This window comes from Natronolimnohabitans sp. A-GB9 (assembly GCF_030848565.1).
Classification (GTDB): Archaea; Halobacteriota; Halobacteria; order Halobacteriales; family Natrialbaceae; genus Natronolimnohabitans.
The window spans coordinates 232159-250650 of record NZ_JAVDDV010000002.1 but is presented as its reverse complement, the minus strand read 5'-3'; the positions used below and the strand labels follow the sequence as shown (position 1 = coordinate 250650).

Annotated in this window: 21 protein-coding genes; 13 read left to right on the top strand and 8 right to left on the bottom strand. The window is 63.6% G+C overall.

Annotation, left to right across the window (positions count from 1 at the left end; all coding sequences use genetic code 11):
• Positions 1-4: 4 nt before the first annotated feature.
• Genes RBH26_RS03700 through RBH26_RS03690 form a run of 3 tightly spaced genes read left to right on the top strand, consistent with a single transcriptional unit; the run spans position 5 to position 3237 of the window.
• Positions 5-1021 carry a tripartite tricarboxylate transporter substrate-binding protein gene (locus tag RBH26_RS03700; RefSeq protein WP_306756630.1) on the top strand — a complete coding sequence of 339 codons (1017 nt, stop codon included), beginning with the start codon at positions 5-7 and terminating at the stop codon, positions 1019-1021.
• Between the two features lie 33 nt (positions 1022-1054).
• Positions 1055-1735: a tripartite tricarboxylate transporter TctB family protein gene (locus RBH26_RS03695; RefSeq protein ID WP_306756629.1), complete on the top strand. Its 681-nt coding sequence runs from the start codon at positions 1055-1057 to the stop codon at positions 1733-1735.
• Positions 1732-3237, top strand: coding sequence for a tripartite tricarboxylate transporter permease (locus RBH26_RS03690; protein ID WP_306756628.1), 1506 nt, complete (start codon positions 1732-1734; stop codon positions 3235-3237). Before RBH26_RS03695 ends, RBH26_RS03690 begins: the two co-directional genes overlap by 4 nt.
• A 33-nt stretch (positions 3238-3270) precedes the next feature.
• On the opposite strand, the gene RBH26_RS03685 is transcribed toward RBH26_RS03690, so the two are convergent.
• The 3 genes from RBH26_RS03685 to RBH26_RS03675 all read right to left on the bottom strand — a co-directional run bounded on the left by RBH26_RS03685 (position 3271) and on the right by RBH26_RS03675 (position 5168).
• Positions 3271-4587, bottom strand: a complete 1317-nt coding sequence (locus RBH26_RS03685; RefSeq protein ID WP_306756627.1) for an MFS transporter — start codon at positions 4585-4587, stop codon at positions 3271-3273.
• Between the two features lie 125 nt (positions 4588-4712).
• Complete coding sequence (locus tag RBH26_RS03680) at positions 4713-4979, bottom strand: elongation factor 1-beta (RefSeq protein ID WP_306756626.1); 267 nt, start codon at positions 4977-4979, stop codon at positions 4713-4715.
• A gap of 9 nt (positions 4980-4988) precedes the next feature.
• Positions 4989-5168, bottom strand: a complete 180-nt coding sequence (locus RBH26_RS03675) for an HVO_2753 family zinc finger protein (protein ID WP_306756625.1) — start codon at positions 5166-5168, stop codon at positions 4989-4991.
• 240 nt (positions 5169-5408) lie between these two features.
• On the opposite strand from RBH26_RS03675, the gene RBH26_RS03670 reads away from it, so the two are divergent.
• Together RBH26_RS03670 and RBH26_RS03665 are read left to right on the top strand one after the other, a co-directional pair.
• Positions 5409-6761: an Nre family DNA repair protein gene (locus tag RBH26_RS03670; protein ID WP_306756624.1), complete on the top strand. Its 1353-nt coding sequence runs from the start codon at positions 5409-5411 to the stop codon at positions 6759-6761.
• A gap of 91 nt (positions 6762-6852) precedes the next feature.
• Positions 6853-7035 carry a hypothetical protein gene (locus tag RBH26_RS03665; RefSeq protein ID WP_306756623.1) on the top strand — a complete coding sequence of 61 codons (183 nt, stop codon included), beginning with the start codon at positions 6853-6855 and terminating at the stop codon, positions 7033-7035.
• Positions 7036-7057: 22 nt separating this feature from the next.
• Here RBH26_RS03665 and RBH26_RS03660 read toward each other — a convergent pair whose 3' ends face one another.
• Together RBH26_RS03660 and RBH26_RS03655 are read right to left on the bottom strand one after the other, a co-directional pair.
• Positions 7058-8137, bottom strand: a complete 1080-nt coding sequence (locus RBH26_RS03660) for an AI-2E family transporter (protein WP_306756622.1) — start codon at positions 8135-8137, stop codon at positions 7058-7060.
• A gap of 207 nt (positions 8138-8344) precedes the next feature.
• Positions 8345-8809, bottom strand: coding sequence for a DUF302 domain-containing protein (locus RBH26_RS03655; RefSeq protein WP_306756621.1), 465 nt, complete (start codon positions 8807-8809; stop codon positions 8345-8347).
• A gap of 197 nt (positions 8810-9006) precedes the next feature.
• Here RBH26_RS03655 and RBH26_RS03650 point away from each other — a divergent pair, with 197 nt between their 5' ends.
• The 4 genes from RBH26_RS03650 (at position 9007) to RBH26_RS03635 (ending at position 12145) form a co-directional block, all read left to right on the top strand.
• Complete coding sequence (locus tag RBH26_RS03650; RefSeq protein ID WP_306756620.1) at positions 9007-9270, top strand: hypothetical protein; 264 nt, start codon at positions 9007-9009, stop codon at positions 9268-9270.
• 134 nt (positions 9271-9404) lie between these two features.
• Complete coding sequence (locus tag RBH26_RS03645; RefSeq protein ID WP_306756617.1) at positions 9405-10502, top strand: hypothetical protein; 1098 nt, start codon at positions 9405-9407, stop codon at positions 10500-10502.
• A 165-nt stretch (positions 10503-10667) separates the two neighbouring features.
• A complete protein-coding gene (locus tag RBH26_RS03640) occupies positions 10668-11417 on the top strand; it encodes a hypothetical protein (RefSeq protein WP_306756615.1) in 750 nt (249 codons plus the stop codon).
• 2 nt (positions 11418-11419) lie between these two features.
• On the top strand, positions 11420-12145 hold the full coding sequence (locus tag RBH26_RS03635) for a hypothetical protein (RefSeq protein WP_306756614.1): 726 nt from the start codon (positions 11420-11422) through the stop codon (positions 12143-12145).
• A 79-nt stretch (positions 12146-12224) separates the two neighbouring features.
• On the opposite strand, the gene RBH26_RS03630 is transcribed toward RBH26_RS03635, so the two are convergent.
• Together RBH26_RS03630 and RBH26_RS03625 are read right to left on the bottom strand one after the other, a co-directional pair.
• Positions 12225-12923, bottom strand: coding sequence for a CPBP family glutamic-type intramembrane protease (locus RBH26_RS03630; RefSeq protein WP_306756613.1), 699 nt, complete (start codon positions 12921-12923; stop codon positions 12225-12227).
• Between the two features lie 6 nt (positions 12924-12929).
• Positions 12930-13214 carry a DUF5789 family protein gene (locus RBH26_RS03625; protein ID WP_306756611.1) on the bottom strand — a complete coding sequence of 95 codons (285 nt, stop codon included), beginning with the start codon at positions 13212-13214 and terminating at the stop codon, positions 12930-12932.
• Positions 13215-13354: 140 nt separating this feature from the next.
• On the opposite strand from RBH26_RS03625, the gene RBH26_RS03620 reads away from it, so the two are divergent.
• The 4 genes from RBH26_RS03620 (at position 13355) to RBH26_RS03605 (ending at position 18007) form a co-directional block, all read left to right on the top strand.
• Positions 13355-14344 carry a hypothetical protein gene (locus RBH26_RS03620; protein ID WP_306756609.1) on the top strand — a complete coding sequence of 330 codons (990 nt, stop codon included), beginning with the start codon at positions 13355-13357 and terminating at the stop codon, positions 14342-14344.
• A 582-nt stretch (positions 14345-14926) separates the two neighbouring features.
• The gene (locus RBH26_RS03615; protein ID WP_306756607.1) at positions 14927-15952 is read left to right on the top strand and encodes a tripartite tricarboxylate transporter substrate-binding protein; all 1026 of its coding nucleotides are present in this window, start codon (positions 14927-14929) and stop codon (positions 15950-15952) included.
• A 4-nt stretch (positions 15953-15956) separates the two neighbouring features.
• Positions 15957-16511 (top strand): tripartite tricarboxylate transporter TctB family protein, encoded by a 555-nt coding sequence (locus RBH26_RS03610; RefSeq protein ID WP_306756606.1) that lies wholly within the window; start codon positions 15957-15959, stop codon positions 16509-16511.
• Positions 16490-18007: a tripartite tricarboxylate transporter permease gene (locus RBH26_RS03605; protein ID WP_306756605.1), complete on the top strand. Its 1518-nt coding sequence runs from the start codon at positions 16490-16492 to the stop codon at positions 18005-18007. Before RBH26_RS03610 ends, RBH26_RS03605 begins: the two co-directional genes overlap by 22 nt.
• A gap of 88 nt (positions 18008-18095) precedes the next feature.
• On the opposite strand, the gene RBH26_RS03600 is transcribed toward RBH26_RS03605, so the two are convergent.
• Positions 18096-18479, bottom strand: a complete 384-nt coding sequence (locus tag RBH26_RS03600; RefSeq protein ID WP_306756603.1) for a hypothetical protein — start codon at positions 18477-18479, stop codon at positions 18096-18098.
• Positions 18480-18492 lie beyond the last annotated feature (13 nt).

Below are 18492 nucleotides of genomic sequence, written 5' to 3'. Positions count from 1 at the left end.
TGTCGTGAATCGACGAGAATATCTTCTGAACGGTATCGGTGCTGCGTCTGCAGTCTCACTTGCCGGTCTCGCGGGCTGTCTCGACGATGGGCAGGCAAGCGGCGAGTTCCCCTCCGACTCGCTGACGTGGATGATTCCCTGGTCGGAAGGCGGCGGAACAGACGTGTACGCTCGACAGCTCGCTCCGCTGGCGGAGGACGCACTCGGCGAACCGATCGAAATCCACAACGAATCGGGCGCTGGCGGCCTCAGGGGGATGGAGTGGCTCGACAGTCAGCCCGACGACGGGTACGTCTTCGGAACGGCCAACACGCCTAGCTGGCAGTTCGGGTGGCGCGTCCGGTCGATCGACGACTGGGAACCCGCCAACTTCGAACCGATCGCCTACTCCGGCGTCTTCGGCTACGTGATTATCGTCAACGACAAATACGGTATCGACGACTTCGGCGAACTCCGTGACGCCTACGCAGACGGCGAACTCGAGCGATTCGCCTATCAGGGTGTCGGCCACGACAGTCACGCCATCTCGTATCTGCTCCGGGACGACTACGACCTCGAGTGGGACAACGCCGTCGCGTTCGATGGCGGTGACGGCGTCAACGAAGCGGTCATGTCCGACGAAGCGCCTGCCGGAATCGCGACCAACACGTCGGCGATCGAGGCCGTCAACTCGGGCGACGTCAGTGCAGTCGTAAGCCTGATGGACACCGACATCCCGGCGTTCCCGGAGATCGATCGGATCACGAACTACGGCGACAGCCTCTCGTATATCGCCGAGTTCGAACTCACGCAGGTTGCGCCGCCGGGGACACCCGTGGAGGTCCGCCGCGAGATCGCCGATGCGATCGAGGTGGCGGCCACGCACGACGACACCACGGCGTGGGAAGAAGAAACCGGGAACATCGTCGAGTACGGCGATCTCGACGAGACCGAGACGATCCTCGAGGAGGCACTCGACGATCTCGAGGAGAACATCGACTTCGAGGAGTTCGAGCAACGAGTCGAAGCGGCCGAAGAGTAGCTTTCCGCCGTCGACGAAGGATCTCTACACTCGATGGGAACGACATTATCACGGACACTCCGGGACGCGATCTCAGCACTTGCAGACGTCGGCGAAATCGTTCTTCGCGAACGACCGACGATGGAGCACGTCCTGCTGGTGATCTTTTTCGTCACCGGTGCGTACATGTTCTGGGGCGCACGGGAGTTCTCTGCCGGGGCGGCCATCTTTCCGCGACTGACCGCCGGCGCGACGGTCGTCCTCTCGGCGCTTTTGCTCGCGCGCAACTACCTTCCGGAACCGATTCGTTCGGTCGTCTCTTCCCCCACACAGATGGTTTCGACCGGCGATGTGGAGGAAGATGTTGCCGCCAGCGATGACGAGCAGGCTGACTCCGACCGAGAGAGCGCTGGCACCTACACGTACGACATCGACGATCCGCGAGGGCCGGCAGTCGTTGGCGTTCTCTCGGTCGTATACATGGTGTTGACGTTCACGATCGGGATGTTGTACGCGACGCCGATCTTCGTCGCATTGTACGCACTCTGGGCCGACATCTCCTGGCCGAAGGCGACCGCCCTCGTCGCCTCGAGTTTCGGGATCGCATACGTCTTTTTCCTCCTGGTCACGCCCGAGGTCGCGGTCGGGTGGTACACGGAGTGGCGCTTCCCCGTCCCGGTGTTGCCTGAACTCCCGTTTGTGGCCGTCTCTGCTCTCACGGGTGGTTCCGCGTGAGCGTCGAGACGTTCGTCGCTGCAGCCGAGACGCTGTTTACGCTCGAGACGATGGCGTGGGTCGTCATGGGGGTTTTACTCGGGATCGTCGTCGGTGCCCTTCCGGGACTGGGCCCACCGCTGGGGATGGCGATCATCCTGCCGTTGACGCTCCCGATGGAGCCGACGAACGCGATCATCCTGTTGATCGGGGTCTATAGCGGTTCGATGTACGGCGGCTCGATCGCCGCGATCCTCATCAACACACCGGGCGTGTCGTCGTCGGCAGCGACGATGTTCGACGGCTATCCGATGTCGAAACAGGGACGGGCAGCGACGGCGCTGTCGATCTCCGCGACCGCATCGGCGATCGCCGGCGCGCTTACGATCGTCGTGTTGTTGCTGTTCTCGCCGTTTTTGGTCGAGGTCGTCCTCGCCGTCGGAACGCCCGAGCGGTTCCTCGTCGCGATTCTCGGGCTCGCGATGATCACCGTCGTTGCCCGCGGCTCGATCGTCAAGGGCCTGCTCGCCGGCGTCGCCGGCCTGCTCGTGACGACGGTCGGCTCCGCGCCGATGAGCCTCGACAACCGGTATACGGACTCGATGCTCCTCTACGACGGCGTCAGTTTCGTCGCCGTACTCATCGGTCTGTTTGCGATCGCCGAGATGATGAAACTCGCCGGCCAGGAGGGCGGCATCGCCGAGGACGGCGTCCGGATCGGCGGTGGCGTCTCGGCGGGGATCGTATCGACACTCAAACGTCCCATCACGGTGGTCAAGTCGGGCTTTCTCGGCATGGTCATCGGTTCGATTCCCGGCGCCGGCGCGACCGTCTCGAACTTCATCGCCTACTCGGAGGCGGTCCGAAGCTCCGACGACCCCGACAGCTTTGGCGACGGAAACGAGACCGGCGTCGTCGCCTCGGAGGCGTCGAACAACGGCACCGTCGCCGGCTCGCTCGTGCCGGCGATCTCCTTTGGCATCCCCGGCAGCTCCTCGACGGCGGTCCTCATCGGTGGGCTTCTCATGCACGACCTCCGGCCCGGTCAGAGCATGTTCGACCCGAGCGGCGAACTCGCGTTGACGTATGCGATGTTGCTCGCGCTGTTGCTCGGAAACCTCGTCATCTTGCTCGTCGGACTCTCGCTGGTGACCCGACTCGGGATCTTGACGAAGATCGATACGAACTACATCATCCCGATGGTCATCGTCCTCTCCTTTTTGGGGACCTTCGCCCTCGATACCAATCCGATCGACGTCCTGACGATCATCGTCTTCGGCGTGCTCGGTTTCTATATGGTCCGGCACAACTACTCGGTGATCGCGTTCGTCCTGGGGGTCGTCCTCGGAGACATCGCCGAACAGAACCTCTACCGATCGCTCGAACTCTCCGATGGATCCTACATGATCTTCGTCAATCCGTTCGAATACGGCTGGCTCTCGCCGCTGCTCGTGCTCGTGATCTGTCTGATCCTCGTCGGGCCGTTCCTGCAGGGCCGACTCGAGCGATACCGAGACGGGTGACCTGCGGGTTCGAGCCAGGGCCCTGTCCCCGGTTTACAGCTCGACCTCGCTCGAGCGAACACTCGGTGTCGTCTCGTCGTCGCGCTCTCGAACGAGCAGCCAGCACGCACATAGGAAGCCGACGGCGACGGTAGCTGCGAGGATCCCGAACGCGATCCGGTAGCCAAACTGCGTGTAGGCGACGGTACCGCCGACGGTCTCGCCCGTTCGGTAGGCGTCGAGTGCGACGCCCATCGCCGTCGGAAGGACCGTGCCGCCGACGAACCCCGCCGTGTTCACGGTCGCCGTCGCGATTCCGCTCGCGCCGGCGGGATACCGTTCTTTGACGACCGACAGCGCGAGCATCGCGGCGCCAAAGAGAAAGCCGCAGGCGAGATAGGAGACGGCGACGACGGAAAGCGGCGGCCGCCCGAAGACGGGGACTGCAGCGAGCGCGACGGCGAACAGCCCGATCCCGACCGTCATCGGCAGTAGTCGGTTCCCGATTCGATCCGAGAACCAGCCGATGGTCGTCGGCCCGAGCAAGACCCCGATCGACGCAAGCAGCGTGAAGTAAGACGCCGTCGTCACCTCGAGGTCGTAGACCACGACGAGATACGGGACGCCCCACATCCCCACGAGTGTCAACATCGCACCGTTGCCGGCGAAGAAAACGACCGAGAGCAGCCACTGGTCGCGGTCCCACGCGAGCGTTCGCAGGTGGCCCCCCAGTTCCGCGAGCGTGACCGCGGGCTGTTCGGGGACGCCCTCGATCGGCTCGAGGCCGGCAGCGGCCGGCGACTGGCGGGCCAAGACGAAGACGCCACCGGCAGCGACGATTCCGACGACTCCCAGTCCGAGTATCGTCGGCCGCCAGCCCAACAGGTCGACCGTGACCGCAAGCGGGGTCGTCGCCAGGATCGCCCCGAGACCGGCGATGCTACCGGTCAGTCCCGTCATCGTCGCAAACTCGTCGGCGCGATACCAGTTGGCACAAAAGCGCAGAATCGAGACGAAGATGACGCCGCTGCCAAGGCCGATGAGCGCCCGCGAGGCAAACGCCGCCAGGTAGCCGTCACTAACTGCGAACCCGACCGCGCCCAGACTCAGGACGACGCCGCCGATCGAGCCAACGTAGCGCGGCCCGACTCGATCTGCGAGTACGCCCGTCGGGATCTGGATGGCGGCGTAAATGAGGAAAAACGAGGCGTGCAGCGTCCCGAGTTGGGCTGCCGTCGTCTCGAAGTCGACCGTCAACCGCTCCGAGAGGACGGCCGTCGAGAGTCGATGGAGATTGACCAGCAGGAAGACGGTCGCTAGCGCGGCCCATGCGAGCCATCGTCGTTTCGTCGGATCCGAGAGGACGTTCACATCGGAGACGGTTCTCGAGGCGACGAAGTAATACTGCCGGACAGAACTACTGTGTGCACTGTCGGACGACAGCGTATCGGCTCCGTATCTCGAGTGAAATCGAAAAAACGGCGACGATCGGCCGGTTAGATACGGCCGACGTTCTCGACGCCGACGCTCTCGACGCCGTCGACCTCGGCGAAGTTCTCCTCGACGGCTTCCGTTCCGCCCGCGCCGTCAGGGACGATCACGGTCGGGTAGAGTGCGACGAGGCCGAACGCGACCTCCTCACGCTCGACGCCGTTGATCTTTGCGCCCTCCGGCAGAGTGCTCTCGAGGCGCTCCTGGAGCGCGTCCAGGTCGATTTCTGGGCTGTCCGGCATGACCTTGACTTTGGCAGCTACTTTTCCCATGGTAACACCTTATGGTCCGGTGAATCCGCAGTCGGGACACTCATAGAGGTTGCTCTGCTTGCGGCACTTGGCACAGCGGTAGACCTGGGTGCCACATTCGGGACAGTTGAACGCAGCGGCGTTGGTGCCGGCGATGTTGATCCCACAGGAGACACAGGAGCGTCTCTGTGTATCGTCCGTCGTACTCATACACCTTCTTTCCCGCCCGTCGTTTTTAACCGTTGTCTTTCGAGGGCTCTCGAGACGAAGTGTCGATCGCGATCGGCGACATCGTGTTTTCAGCGGCAGAAAACGCGCTGCTAGATACATTACGATCGGACCGAAAGATGCGATCGAGGTTCGCCGGCCCGGTGCCGACCGGACCTCTGCCTCTGACATTCCTCTCGCCGAGTGCAACATTCAAACGGACCGGGAGCCTACTGGGAGTGAATGCGCCTCGACGACTACATCGAGGAGTTAGAGCCCGACGAGGAGGCCGAACGGCGGCGCCTCGCCAAGGAGAAGTCCTACGCGATCACGGACCACCTAGCGGAGTTCGAACGGCGGTTCGACGACGCCACGAGCGGCGACTCCCTCGTGGGCTCGACGGCCCCCTCGATCTTCGTCGGGCGCTCGAACTATCCGGACATCCCCGTGGGGGTGCTCTCGCCGGTGGGCGACGAGGACGCCGCCGAGGAGTACGCCACCGACGGGGAGTGGTACCAGCAGGGGTACGGTATCACTGACGTCCTCCAGCGTCGTACCGGGCTGTTGAACTCCAACAAGCGCGCGAACGTCGACTCGCCAAGTATCGCGAGCCGGCTGACGCCGTCGGTCCACGACACCTGGGACGGCTTCGTTGGCGTCCAACGCGAGGTCGCCATCGCGGATCGGCCCGTCGATCTCGAGATCGGCCTCGAGGAGACGCCCGACCTGGGTCTCGACGCGGGGACGGACGTCGCGACGCCGCGTGGCCCACGAGCCAACGCTCGCAACGCCGAACTACGGGAGAACCCCTACGTTCCCAAACCCGTCGAGAAGACCTTAGCGGACGACGACTGGCAGGCACAGGGCGCGATGACCTACCTCTACCGGCGTGGCTTCGACGTCTACGACATCAACTCGATCCTCTCGGCGGGCGCACTCGGCGAGACCGACCAGCGCCGACTCGTCCCAACACGGTGGTCGATCACCGCGGTCGACGACACGATCGGTCAGTTCCTGCGCGGGCGCATCCGCAACGAACCCAGTATCGACGAGGTCCAGGTCTGGGCCAACGAGTACATGGGTAACCGCTACTGGATCGTCCTCGCGCCGGGGACCTGGGAGTTCGAACTCGTCGAGATGAAAGCGCCGGGTAGCATCTGGAACCCGAACCCCGAAGACGACGTCTGGCTCCAGAGCGCGAGCGAAGGATACGACGGTCGCTCGAGTTACGTCGAGGAGACCGCCGGAGCCTACTACGCCGCCCGACTGGCCGTCTTAGAGCACCTCGAGTCGATCGGCCGACAGGCGAAGTGTCTCGTCCTCCGGGAGGTCAGCGACGACTACTGGGCGCCCGTCGGTGTCTGGCAGGTCCGCGAGAGTATCCGGAACGCCTTCGAGGGCGCACCCGGCGGTGCCGACGGCGCCGTCGAGGGCCGTGAGTCGCTCGCCGGCGAGTACGGCGAGGCCGAGACGTTCCACGAGGCCGTCGCCGAACTCTCGAAGCAACTGCCGGTTTCGTACGCCCGACTCCAACGAAAGTCCGAACTCGCCGCCGGGTTGCAGACGGATCTCAGTTCGTTCGCAGGCGCCGAGTAGGCCGCCGGAAGCGCCTGGCCGTTGGCGCGAATACCGTCGGACGAAACGCCAAACCCTGTTGCCTATACGCTCCGAGCGCGTTGACGGGGGTATGGGATTCGCGTTCGTCAACCCCGACGTTATCACGGCAGTAGCGATGCTCGTCTTGCTCGTCGGTGTGCCGCTGTTCGTCGTCGCCGTCATCGCCGTCGCCTCTGCGTATCTCCAGTACGACGCCGAACGCTACCTCGAGGACCTCGAGGCCGACGACGGGACGTTCGACCCGGACGAGTGACGGACCCGCTGGCCGCCGCCGATCACGGCTGCTCGACCTCGGCCGGCTGTGTCTCCGATACCGCTTCGGGCTCTGGAGACGACTCCGCGACGGTCAGGTTCGTCTTGCTGAAGACGTTCAGCCCGGCTTTGAACACCGCGAGTAGGACGGGTCCGAGGAACAGGCCCATGATGCCGAGCAGGTAGATCCCGCCGATGACACCGACGAGGACGACCGCCGGGTGAAGCCCCGATCCGCGGTCGACGAAGATCGCCCGCAGGTAGTTGTCGACGATCGAGAGGACGGCGACGCCGTACAGCAACATCACGACCGCGGAGAGCGGATCGGACATAACAGCGAGGTAGACGACGGCGGGCCCCCAGACCAGCCAGACGCCGATCGCCGGCAGAAACGAGACGACGATCATGACGACGGTCCAGAAGGTTACGTTCGGGACGCCGAGCAGGTAAAACCCCAGTCCACCCAGCAGTCCCTCGACCAGCGCCACGAGGACGTGACTCTGGATCACGGCCCAGGTGACGACCTCGATCTCGTCGAACAGTTCCTCACGGACCTCCGCTTCGAGCGGCGCGACGTCGCTGACCCAGGCGACGAACTGGTCACCGTCGACCAGCAGATAGTAGAGGAGAAACACGAGGACGAGCAGCCCGAAGCTCATTCGAATGCTCGCATTCAGGAGCCCGACCAGCTCCTGTAACACGAGTTCGACGGAGCCAGCGAGGGAGTCGTTGACCTCCGCGACGAGTTCGGACTCGAGTTCGTCTATCACTTCGGCTTCGATACCCAACTCGAGTGCGGCGGCCCTGAGCTCCTCGACGGCCGCGAGCTCGTCGAAGTCGTCGAGAAACGAGAACACGGTCTGGAGGACGACAAGCGAGAAGTACAGGATCGGGATCACGGCGACGACGATCGCGAACCCAGTGAGTGCAAGCGCCGAGAGGCGGGGATCGATCCGCTCTGTGAGGCGTTCGTGCAGCGGGTAGAGTACGAACGCGAGCAGGCCGGCGGCCATCACGTACTGTAACAGCGGGGCGACCAGCAACGCGGCGATCGCGCCGAGGACGACGAGCAGGAGGGCGAAAAACGCGGTTCGGACGTCCATACACAACGGTGATCCGAACGGTACATAAACGTTGTATTTCCAACCGATAGACCAACCGAAAGATCGGTGCCGGAGCGTAGGGGGTCATATCCCGGATCGAGAGCGACTCGAGAGCGACTCGAGAGAGAACAGTAGTGGTGGGGCTGTCGTCCCAGATCGGCCCCGTCGAGGAGTACGATCTCCGAGGATCGGGTACAGCGATCCGTCTCAGTCGGAAGCTTCGGTTTCGGCCGCGTCGAGTCGCTCGAAGGCTTCTTCAGTGAGGTCACCGGTCGTGTCGATGATGTCGTCCCACGCGTCGTTGTCCGGCGCCATCCCGAGCAGGCGGGCGATCTTCATGATCGAGACGTGGTAGACCCGCTGGTGTCCCGGCGCTTCCTCCCAGATGATCATGTTACAGGGGAAGAGACCGCCGATCGTCATCGTCTCGTCGAGCGCCTGATCGGCGATCTCGGGGTTGCAGGCCCCCAACACGTAGTATGGATCACGGTCGGCGTCTACTTTCTCGTTCAACAGCTCCGACGGCGAGAACTCGACGGGAATCCCGAAGCCACACTCCTCGCAGACGCCTCGGACGTGTTCGATCGCCTCCTCGTGTTCCATCTCGAGGAGTGCCTGTTTCTCGCCGTACTCCTCGGGGTCGAGCGTCGCTGGATCGATGGGGAGACTCATATACGGAACGTTCGTCACCATCCCTCTTAATGCATCACCACGTCTCGTAGGTGGAACGAACACGAAAAGAGACGCTCAGAGTGGATACTCGAGCGGCGAAAAGCGCCGAAAACGAGACCCAAACGGCGTCAAAGCACGGAAAAGCGAGGAAATGAACTGACCGGTTTATACTGGCGAGTGTCTTTCTTTCGATCGTGATGAGACGCCACGCACTCACTCTCGCGATCGCGTTCGCCGTCGTGATCCTCCTCGGAGCGACGGCCGGTGCAGCTGCACAGGCCGAAACCCCGTCGGACGCGCAGGGAGACGGACCGCCGGTCGAACTTCCGGAGCCGGTTCCGGACTTCGTCACGGACCTCCTGGAAGCGATCAATGACTTCATTACCGGTGTGATCTCTGCACTCGGCGACGCGCTTCAGGACCGTACTCCCGCGGGCGACGCGCCGCCAGCGGATAACTGACTACTAGTATCGTTCCCGTCCCCGAGCGACGATCACCGACCGCTCTTTTCATACTGCTGACCGACAGTATCAGTCGGTCGAAACGAAACACCGCGGTTCGATTATTTTAACCGGATCTGGTAGCTGTGTCCGCTATGAATCGGCGAGTGGGTTTCCTGGTCGTGCTGGTTATCACCGGGATCGTCGTGGGGGCCAGTCCGATCGCGTCCGCTGACTCGACGCGGGACGAATCGCTATACACTGTGGGGCTTCCCGAGGATATCGACGCCGACGAAACTCGACTGGAGGCGTCGCTTCGTTCCGACGGAACCGCGACGTGGACCGTCGAGTACCGGATGCGTCTCGACGACGACGAGAGCAGGGAGGCCTTCGACTCGCTCCGCGACGATGTCGACGAGGATCCGGACGCGTACACGGACTCGTTTGCGGATCGGATCGAGTCGACCGTAGCGACTGCAAGCGAGGCGACGGACAGGGAGATGTCAGCCACCGAGTTCGGCGTCGAGACGGAGCGCCAGACGCTCGGACCGGAGTACGGCGCGGTCAGATACTCCTTCGAGTGGCACGGGTTCGCGGCAGTCGATGACGACGAACTCCACGCCGGCGACGCGATCGAGGGCCTCTATCTCGACGACGAGACCCGACTGTCGATCGGTTGGGGCGAGGAGCACGAACTGCGTACCGTGGCTCCCGAACCTGACGACCGACGCGACCGGGTCGTCATCTGGCACGGGAGCGAAACGGATTTCGTCTCCGGTGAGCCACGCGTCGTCGTCGCGAGCGAGGACACCAGTCTCGGTCTCGTCGCTCTCGGCGGCGGCGCCGTTGGCCTCCTCGTGCTCGGTGGCGCGGCCGCGTGGTGGTATCGAACTCGCATGAGGCCGACCGAACGATCGGTGACCGACGGCAGTCGAGCGAGCCACGACGCCGAACCCGATACTCCCGACGACCCGTCCGAAGCCGAGACCGAAGTCGGGCCAGACCCGCGAGACGACCTCCTCAGCAACGAAGAGCAAGTACTCCGATTACTCGAGGAGTACGACGGCCGAATGAAACAGCAGACCGTCGTCGAGGAACTCGAGTGGACCGACGCGAAGACGAGCAAGGTCGTCAGCGGCCTCCGCGACGAGGGCAAACTCGAGTCGTTCCGGCTGGGCCGCGAGAACGTCCTGACACTGCCCGAGGAGGGAGACGATTCGGACGCGGAACACGAGACTCCTCGGACGAAGTGAGAGGTTCTGGGCTGCCCGTAGCAGTTGGGATACTAAAACGATGAAATCGCAAGAAGGAAACGGTTCGAAAATCGCGTTGAACGTCGTCAACGGCCGTTGATGATCGTTGAATCGGAGCAATAATCTCGAGTGTATATCATCGTTGCCGATAGATGGGCAACCGTGATGAATCGACGAACCACGATCACGATCGCGATCGCACTGATGGTCGCGCTCGCGGCGCTGCCGCTCGGCGCGGCCGGCGTGTTCGCGAGCGAATACGACCAGGAACAGCCCGACGAAACCGACGCCGAATCCGTAACACCCGGTGAACAGCTCTCCGGCGTCGTGGGCGTCCACGAAGCGGAAGTGCAGGGCGAACTCTCCGACCGCACGTACGGCATCAAGCTTGCAAACGCCGAGAGCGACGACGAGCGAGCCGACGTCGTCGAGGAACAGCTCGCCGATGTCGAGGAGCGTCTCAACGAGACCGAACAGCGACTCGCGGACCTCGAGGAGCAGCGTGAAGCCGGCGAAATCAGCGACGGGCAGTACCGCGCTGCAGTCGCGCCCATCGCGGCCGAGATGGCGACGACCGAACGCACCGCCGAAGCCGCTCAGGCGACTGCCGAAGAGCTCCCCGCGGACCTCCTCGAGGAACGCGGTATCGACGTCGAGGCGATCGAAGACCTGCGTGACCGTGCGAACGAACTCGGCGGTCAGGAGATCGCGGAGATCGCCACGTCGATCGCCGGTGACGCGGTCGGACAGTCGCCTGCGCCGGACCGAGAGCCGGGTGCACCGATCGAGACCCCAGGACAGGACCGGACCGACGACGGTGACGACCAGCGTGCCGGAGACGACGAGACTGCCAACTCATCAAGCGACTCGAGTGGGAGTGACGAACCCGACGACGAACAGCGCTCCGGACGGTAACGATGCAGCGAACAGCCGTAGTCGCCGGCGTCGTCGCAGTGCTGTTCGTGGGGACGATCGCGATGCCGGTCGCCGGATCCGGTGCGAGCGCGTCCACGAGCGACCGGATCGATGCTCACGAGCCTGCCGTCCACGTCGAACTCGAGGCCGACGGTGACGCGACGGTCACGCTGGTTTCGGTCTACGACTTGACCGACGACGACGAGCGCGACGCGTTCGAGAGTCTTCGGAACGACGACGATGCCCGGGCCGAGTTGCTCGATCGGTTCGCTGATCGCCTCGATGCGGTCGCCGCGGACCTCGAGAGCGACGTCGACCGGGAGACGAGCGTCGTCGGTGACGACGTCGACGCCCGAACGGACGACGATCGCGGGATCGTCGCGCTGTCGGTGACCTGGAACGGGCTCGCAGCCCTCGAAGAGGACACCCTCGTCCTCACTGAACCGTTCGCGAGCGGCTTCGAGAGTGATCGCACGCTCGTCGTTACGGTTCCCGAGGATGCGACGATCGAATCCGCAACCCCTGAGCCGACGTCGTCAGATGGAATCGAGGCCACGTGGGAAAGCGGTACAGACCTGAGCGGCTTCGAACTGACGGCTTCAACCGAGACCGCGGACGGTGATGCAAACGCCGACGAGGCGAGCGACGGACTTCCCGGCTTCGGCGGCGTTGCTGCGATCATCGCGCTGGCAGTCAGTCTGTTTGCGGTCGTGAAGACGCGTCGATGACGTCGGAGCGGCTTCGAGTTTGTACGAGCTGAGAACCCCCGCTTTCGCCCCGTTTCGTGTGTCTGTACACCGCCTGCGGTCACAGCGGAACCGGGAGCCACTCGAGGGACTCGAGGGCGGCCGTCGGATCGAACAGCGGCTCGTGGAGGACGAGCCAGTCGAGCAAGACCAACCCGGCGCCGTGGGCGATCACGGACGGCAGGATCGAGTTCGACTGGTAGTCGACGGCACCGAAGAGAACGTCCGTCGGTCCCGACAGCAGGAACTCGATCGGCGGCTTTCCCATGTGATGGATCATGTAAACGACGGGACTGATGAGCACCGCCTTGAAGCCGATCTCCTTGACGCCGACACAGAGCAGCCCGCGATAGTAGGTCTCGGCAGCCAGCGCAAGGACGAACAGCTGGATCGCGTGGGGGAGAAACTCGCCTATCGCGGCGGAGGTCTGCCACATCGGATAATACTCACGGATCGTCGGCAGCGTCGACCCGACGAGATAGAACGGTAAGACGAAAAGCGACAGCAAGACCGCGTTGCGGATGGCGACGCGGTTGATGTTCCACCCGATGTGTTTTCCGTGAGTCAGTCCCAGCGCGAGCGGACCGCCGATCAGCAGGATCGCGTCGACGGCGATCCGCCGATCGAGTTCCGGTGGGACGAACTGCGTCCAGAGCACCGTCAAGATGGCGCCGGTCAGCAGCGACTTCTGGAACCACGAGAGGCGGTCGAACTGGTCGCGAAGCCAGCGACCGGCGCCGTCGACCCGCTCGGCCGCCACGGGTAGTTACTCGTCTGCGGTCGGAATCGGTCCGGTGCCGATGACGTCCTGGACGTGGGTGGTAAACTCCTGGCGGCGCTGGAAGTACGTCTCGTCGACCGCCTCGAGGACGGCCGACAGCTCCCGCGGCCCCTCTGGCGTCCGGATGACACTGTCGCCTTCGAGGCGGTCGACCTCGCTTTTCTCCTTCGGCCAGGTCAGCCGGGAGCTGATGCGGGCGAGGGGGGCGCCCTCGACGGGTGTTCGGTCGCCAAGCGTGACGGCTGGCTCCTCGTCGTCCTCGTCGCTCATGGGCGGACGTTTGCGAGCCCGTCGATTCAAGCTTTCGCTTCCGGGGATCGGCCACGAGTCCCGCGCGGTCGATGAACCTTTCTTCGTGCCGAGATGTGTCTGACGTACCGTTTTGTGGTGTGAGGTCAAACCCATCGTTCATGACAAGTCTGACGGAGGTCTACGACGGGACCGCACGGGAGGTGGCGAGCCCCAGGCGACTGTACGCGGGGACGGCACTCGTCTTACTGGGTGCGATCCTGGCGGTCGTGGCCGTGCTCATGGCGACGACTGACCTCTTCAGCGGGTACGTGACGACGGTTTCGCCCGGAATGGACGCCCACTTCGCCTCGATCCGCCTCGCCGGAGTGCTTGCCGGTCTGGGCGTCCCGATCGCACTGGCGGGAGTCTTTCTCGTGTTGCCGGCAGGTCGTCGCGTCCACGCTGCCGCCGCGATCGGCGTGAGCCTGTGTCTGCTGGGAGTCGTCCTCTTCTGGGGAGCCTATCCGCAGGACTGGCGAAGCTACGGTGCCGATCATACGCTACGGGTCTCCGCCACCTATCTGCTCGGACTCTTCATCGCCCTCTGGAGCCTGTTTACCGCCGTCGTCAACTTCAAGACCCGAAACGATCCCGGCGGCGCACTCGAGATGAACGTCACCCGCCAGAACCAGACCGTCGTCGAGGTCACGGAGTCCGAAGAGTCGGCAGGATCGAGCGGTATCGGCTTCCTCGGTGGGACACCCGACGGCGAGGTCGAGACCCAGACCAACGCCGACGGCGAGGTGCTCTCTTACGACGAAACCACGGCCGTCGACGAACCGAAACGACAGTCGAGTTCGCCCTCGAATGCCAGCACCGAAAGCGAAACCGGCAGTCGCCGTCGCGTTCGGGCCGGTGCAGCGACCAGCGACGGCGGGACGGCCGCTTCGGATCTCAGTTCGTCGCTCGAGAAAGGTGACGGACACGACGCCGAAATCGTCGACGCCTCGACGTCCCAGCCGTCGGAACCAGCAGACCGGTACTGTGGCAACTGCAAGCACTTCGAGTACGTCCGATCCGACGATGGGATGGTCCCCTACTGCGCTCGCCACGAGACGGCGATGGACGACATGGACGCCTGTGAGGAGTGGTCGCCGAACAGTCGATAGGACACCGTCCAGTCCCGTGTCGACGTCGCGTTCGACTGTTTCTCGTCTCCGGTCGGTTCGATTGTGCTGTCCAGTCGCACGACCCTCCGATCGAAACCGCTGCTACGGACTGCTGTGCCTAGTACCGTCCCCAGCGTCGAGTGATGCGTACACACAGCCGACCGCTATCGGTTGTACCCATCACTGCAGGCTGGGGACGCCACCAGTGGCGACAGGAGACCGTATGCGTATCGATCCGCCGGGTCTGTTTCCGCCGGCCGGGATCGGCAGCTCTCGAGCCGATCGGAGACGGTTTATGTAATGGGTTGACATGGCAGGCAGAATAGGGAACCCCGAATCCGTCCTCAGTGAAATACGTCGTTTCACACGTACTTTCGTGGATAATACTCCGCTGCGGTGGTCGATTCGCCGCGTAGAACGGTTCATCGACCGGAGGAACGAGCCAATTCATGTCAGAACTGATTATCAGGGGGGACCGGCGAACCGACGAATCACACGGCCGACCCGGCGATCGGTTGCTGCAACGCGGGAACGCAGCCGCTTTCGAGTCGGTACGAACGACGATCCTCGAACCGAATACCAATGGGTTACGAGACGACTAGCCGACGCGACGTTCTCAAGGTCGGCGCGGTCGGCGCCGCCGGAATCAGCATCTACGGCGGCGAAGTGCTCGGCGTCGTCGATCTGTTCGACGAACAGCACATAACCGTCATCGTTCCCTGGGCACAGGGTGGTGGTACCGATCGAGCGATCCGCGTCACGACACCGACGTGGTCCGATCTCCAGGGGATCGACTTCGTCGTCGAAAACTATCCGGGCGGTTCCACGCAAGTCGGCGGCGAGCAGGTGTACAACGCCGAGCCCGACGGTACCACGATCGCGATGTGGAACCTGCCACAGATGCAGGCGACGTGGCTGTTTCAGGACGCGCCCTATCGCACCGAGGACTTCGATTACATCGGGACACACCACTGGGATCCGACGATGTGGTTTGCACCCCCCGATCGACCGTACGACGACCTCGAGGAGTTCATCGAGTACGCTCGCGAGGAGGGGGCGACCGTCGGCATCACTGCCGCGATCGGGAACACCGCGCTGTCGGCGTTGCTCGTCGACGAGACGTACGACCTCGATCTCTCGATCGTCAACATGGAGGGCGGCTCGGGCGTTCGACAGGCGGTCCTCGCTGGCGACATCGACGCAGGGGTCAATCAGCCGTGGGCGTTCGATCCCGACCACGCCGACGACGTGACCGCACTCGGCTCTCACACGCCCGACCAACAGGAGCTGTGGCCGACTGCGCCGGCCTTCGGCGAACTCGGTCTGGACGAGATTCCGCTGGTCGAGGAGGGTCTCGGACAGTGGAAGTTGATCGTCGCACCTGGCGGTCTTCGCGATCGCTACCCCGACCGATTCGAGGAGTTAGCCGAGAGCTACGCCGCCGTTTTCGAGGACGACGAGTTTCAGACACGAATCGAAGAGCAGGGTGGGTTAGACGAAATCGCCGACTATCGCGGCCCTGAGGAGACCGAACAGGAGGTCGAGGAGAACGCTCAGTTCATGGAAACGTACGCCGACGTGATCGAGAACTTCATCTACGACCAATAGACGTATGACACGACCTACACCACCGGTCGTCACCGTTTCGGCCGGTTCGCGAACCATCAGTATCGATACAGGTGAACTGTTGTTTCCGGGGATCGTACTGGCGTTTTGCCTGTACTACTACTGGGACACGTACGCGCTGCCGGACCTTTCGATGCTGTATGCGGGCCCACTTCTGTACGCCACAGTCGGTCTCGCCGTCGTGACGATCCTCGGACAGGCGATTTCGATCGACGGCGACACCGGTCTCGAGCGATCCGAGCGTCCACCCGACGAGCCACCGACCGAGTCGGCCGAGTTAGCCTCCGAGGGAGCCACTCCCGAGACGGGAACGGACGACCCGGCGTTTACGGTCCGGAACGCGGCGTTGTTGATCGGTCTGACGGTCGTCTACATCGCCGTGCTCGACGTGATCGGCTTTCTCGTAGCGACTATCGCCTTTCTCGCGATCACGCTGTATCTCTTCGGTGAGCGCGATCCGACCAGGATTGCGCTCTACTCGGTCGGGGTCGCGTTCGTCGTCTGGATCGTGTTCGTCCAGTGGCTGAGGGTTCCGTTATGATCGACGTCGTCTTCACGCCGGCATCGATCGAAGCCGGCCTCGGCATCCTTACCGACCCGTACATCCTCCTCGCGATCGTCCTCGGGACCGCGATCGGCGTCGTGTTCGGGGCGATACCCGGGTTCTCGGCGACGATGACGATCGTCCTCTTTACCCCAGTGACGATCGCGTTCGAGCCGACCTCGGCACTGATCTTCCTGGTCTCGGCCTACGGTGGCGCGGTGTACGGCGGTTCGATTCCGGCGATCCTCATCAACACGCCGGGCGCACCGGGCTCGGTCGTGACCTGTTGGGACGGGTACGAACTCACGAAACAGGGACGGGCCGTCTATACGCTTGCGGTCTCTGCGATCGTCTCGGGGATCGCCGGCCTGTTTGCAGCCGCCGTGCTTCTCGTCTTCGCGCCGCCGATCTCGTCGTTCGCCCTCAACTTCGGACCGCCGGAGATGTTCCTGCTCGCAGTGTTCGCGTTGACGATCATCCCCGCCGCGAAGGGGTCGTCGCTCTCGAAGGCGCTGCTTGCAGGTGCGTTCGGGCTGTTGATCGGCACGATCGGGAACGACCCACAGCTCTCCCAGTCGCGGGCGACGTTCGACCAGACGGCGCTGCTCGACGGTGTCGACTTCATCGTCGTCCTGATCGGGCTGTTCGTCCTCACCGAGGTGTTCCGGCTCGGCTATCGTGGCACCGTCGTTACCGAGGACAACGACCGCACCGGCGGTAGTCTCTCGGAGGTGTACAACGGCGTCCGCGCGGTCGTCTCGCGTCCGATCGAGACGATCAGGGGGATGTTCATCGGCGCCTTCGTCGGCTCGTTGCCCGGCGCCGGCGCAGACGTCGCGAACTTCGTCTCCTACAACGAGGCCAAACGCTGGGCCAGCGACGAACTGGCGTCTCGCTTCGGCAACGGCACCATCGAAGGCGTGATCGCCGCGGACTCGAGTAACAACGCGACACAAGGCGGTGCACTGATTCCGACGCTTACCCTCGGAATCCCCGGCAGCGGTGCGACGGCGGCGCTGTTAGGTGCGATCGCGCTCCACGGGCTGAATCCCGGGCCCGGCCTGTTCGACTCCTCGGGCGATATCGTCTACGCGATGATCCTCTCGCTGTTCATCGGTAACGTCCTCATCCTGTTGTACGGTGTCTCGGGGTCACAGTACTTCGGGAAACTCGCCTATATCCCGGTCCGATACATCATCCCGGCGGTGACGGTACTCGCCATCGTCGGTGCCTTCGCGGTGCGCAACGCCACCGTCGACCTCTATATCGTCTTGCTGTTCGGTATCGTCGGGATCCTGTTCGTCGCGTACGACTATCCGCTGGTCAGTATCGTCCTGGGCGTCATCCTCGGTGATATCGCCGAGTCTGGCTTCGTCACCGGCTGGCTGCTGACCGGCGAGAGCGCCACGGCATTCCTCTTCAACAGTCCCATCGCGATCGGGCTGTTGGTCCTCACCGCGCTCTCGCTGGTCATCACCGTGCTCAAGAACTGATCGCGGGCCTTTTTTCGACCTCGAGGCGAGGGCCGAGCCGGTGACGTCGAGCCGGTCGTCGAACCTCGAATCGTGCTGTCCGACAGTATCAGTCGTCGACGGCGACGATCTCGAGAGACCGCTCTAGGTCACCGAACTCGTCGCGGTCGTCTCCATCGTCGCCGGAGACGACCTCGTGGAACTGGACTCGAGACCGGTTCCAGGAGCCGGACTCGACCTCTTCGGCAGCGATGACGCCTTCCCGTCCGGAGAGGCCGAGTTCCTCGGCCGCTCGCTCGTCGGCCTCGACGGCGTACCGGAGGCTGGAACCGTCGACACCGTCCTGGACCGAACTCGGGAGGTGAAGCGGTCTGACGACCGACGCGGACAGTTCCGTCCCGTCGTCGACGTAGAGGACGAGTTCGTCGCCCGTCTGTTTCTCGAGGAGCTGTTCGGCGATCTCGTTTGGGGGTTGTGTATCGACCGTCGTCATCGTCTTGAATCGG

Excerpts from the sequence above, each read along its gene's own strand:
- RBH26_RS03695 (WP_306756629.1), top strand. The coding sequence starts at position 1,055 with ATGGGAACGACATTATCACGGACACTCCGGGACGCGATCTCAGCACTT.
- RBH26_RS03655 (WP_306756621.1), bottom strand. The coding sequence starts at position 8,809 with ATGAGTCTCCCCATCGATCCAGCGACGCTCGACCCCGAGGAGTACGGC.
- RBH26_RS03620 (WP_306756609.1), top strand. The coding sequence starts at position 13,355 with ATGACAAGTCTGACGGAGGTCTACGACGGGACCGCACGGGAGGTGGCG.
- RBH26_RS03645 (WP_306756617.1), top strand. The coding sequence starts at position 9,405 with ATGAATCGGCGAGTGGGTTTCCTGGTCGTGCTGGTTATCACCGGGATC.
- RBH26_RS03610 (WP_306756606.1), top strand. The coding sequence starts at position 15,957 with ATGACACGACCTACACCACCGGTCGTCACCGTTTCGGCCGGTTCGCGA.
- RBH26_RS03670 (WP_306756624.1), top strand. The coding sequence starts at position 5,409 with ATGCGCCTCGACGACTACATCGAGGAGTTAGAGCCCGACGAGGAGGCC.
- RBH26_RS03680 (WP_306756626.1), bottom strand. The coding sequence starts at position 4,979 with ATGGGAAAAGTAGCTGCCAAAGTCAAGGTCATGCCGGACAGCCCAGAA.
- RBH26_RS03665 (WP_306756623.1), top strand. The coding sequence starts at position 6,853 with ATGGGATTCGCGTTCGTCAACCCCGACGTTATCACGGCAGTAGCGATG.
- RBH26_RS03635 (WP_306756614.1), top strand. The coding sequence starts at position 11,420 with ATGCAGCGAACAGCCGTAGTCGCCGGCGTCGTCGCAGTGCTGTTCGTG.
- RBH26_RS03625 (WP_306756611.1), bottom strand. The coding sequence starts at position 13,214 with ATGAGCGACGAGGACGACGAGGAGCCAGCCGTCACGCTTGGCGACCGA.
- RBH26_RS03675 (WP_306756625.1), bottom strand. The coding sequence starts at position 5,168 with ATGAGTACGACGGACGATACACAGAGACGCTCCTGTGTCTCCTGTGGG.
- RBH26_RS03660 (WP_306756622.1), bottom strand. The coding sequence starts at position 8,137 with ATGGACGTCCGAACCGCGTTTTTCGCCCTCCTGCTCGTCGTCCTCGGC.
- RBH26_RS03650 (WP_306756620.1), top strand. The coding sequence starts at position 9,007 with ATGAGACGCCACGCACTCACTCTCGCGATCGCGTTCGCCGTCGTGATC.
- RBH26_RS03615 (WP_306756607.1), top strand. The coding sequence starts at position 14,927 with ATGGGTTACGAGACGACTAGCCGACGCGACGTTCTCAAGGTCGGCGCG.
- RBH26_RS03640 (WP_306756615.1), top strand. The coding sequence starts at position 10,668 with ATGAATCGACGAACCACGATCACGATCGCGATCGCACTGATGGTCGCG.
- RBH26_RS03600 (WP_306756603.1), bottom strand. The coding sequence starts at position 18,479 with ATGACGACGGTCGATACACAACCCCCAAACGAGATCGCCGAACAGCTC.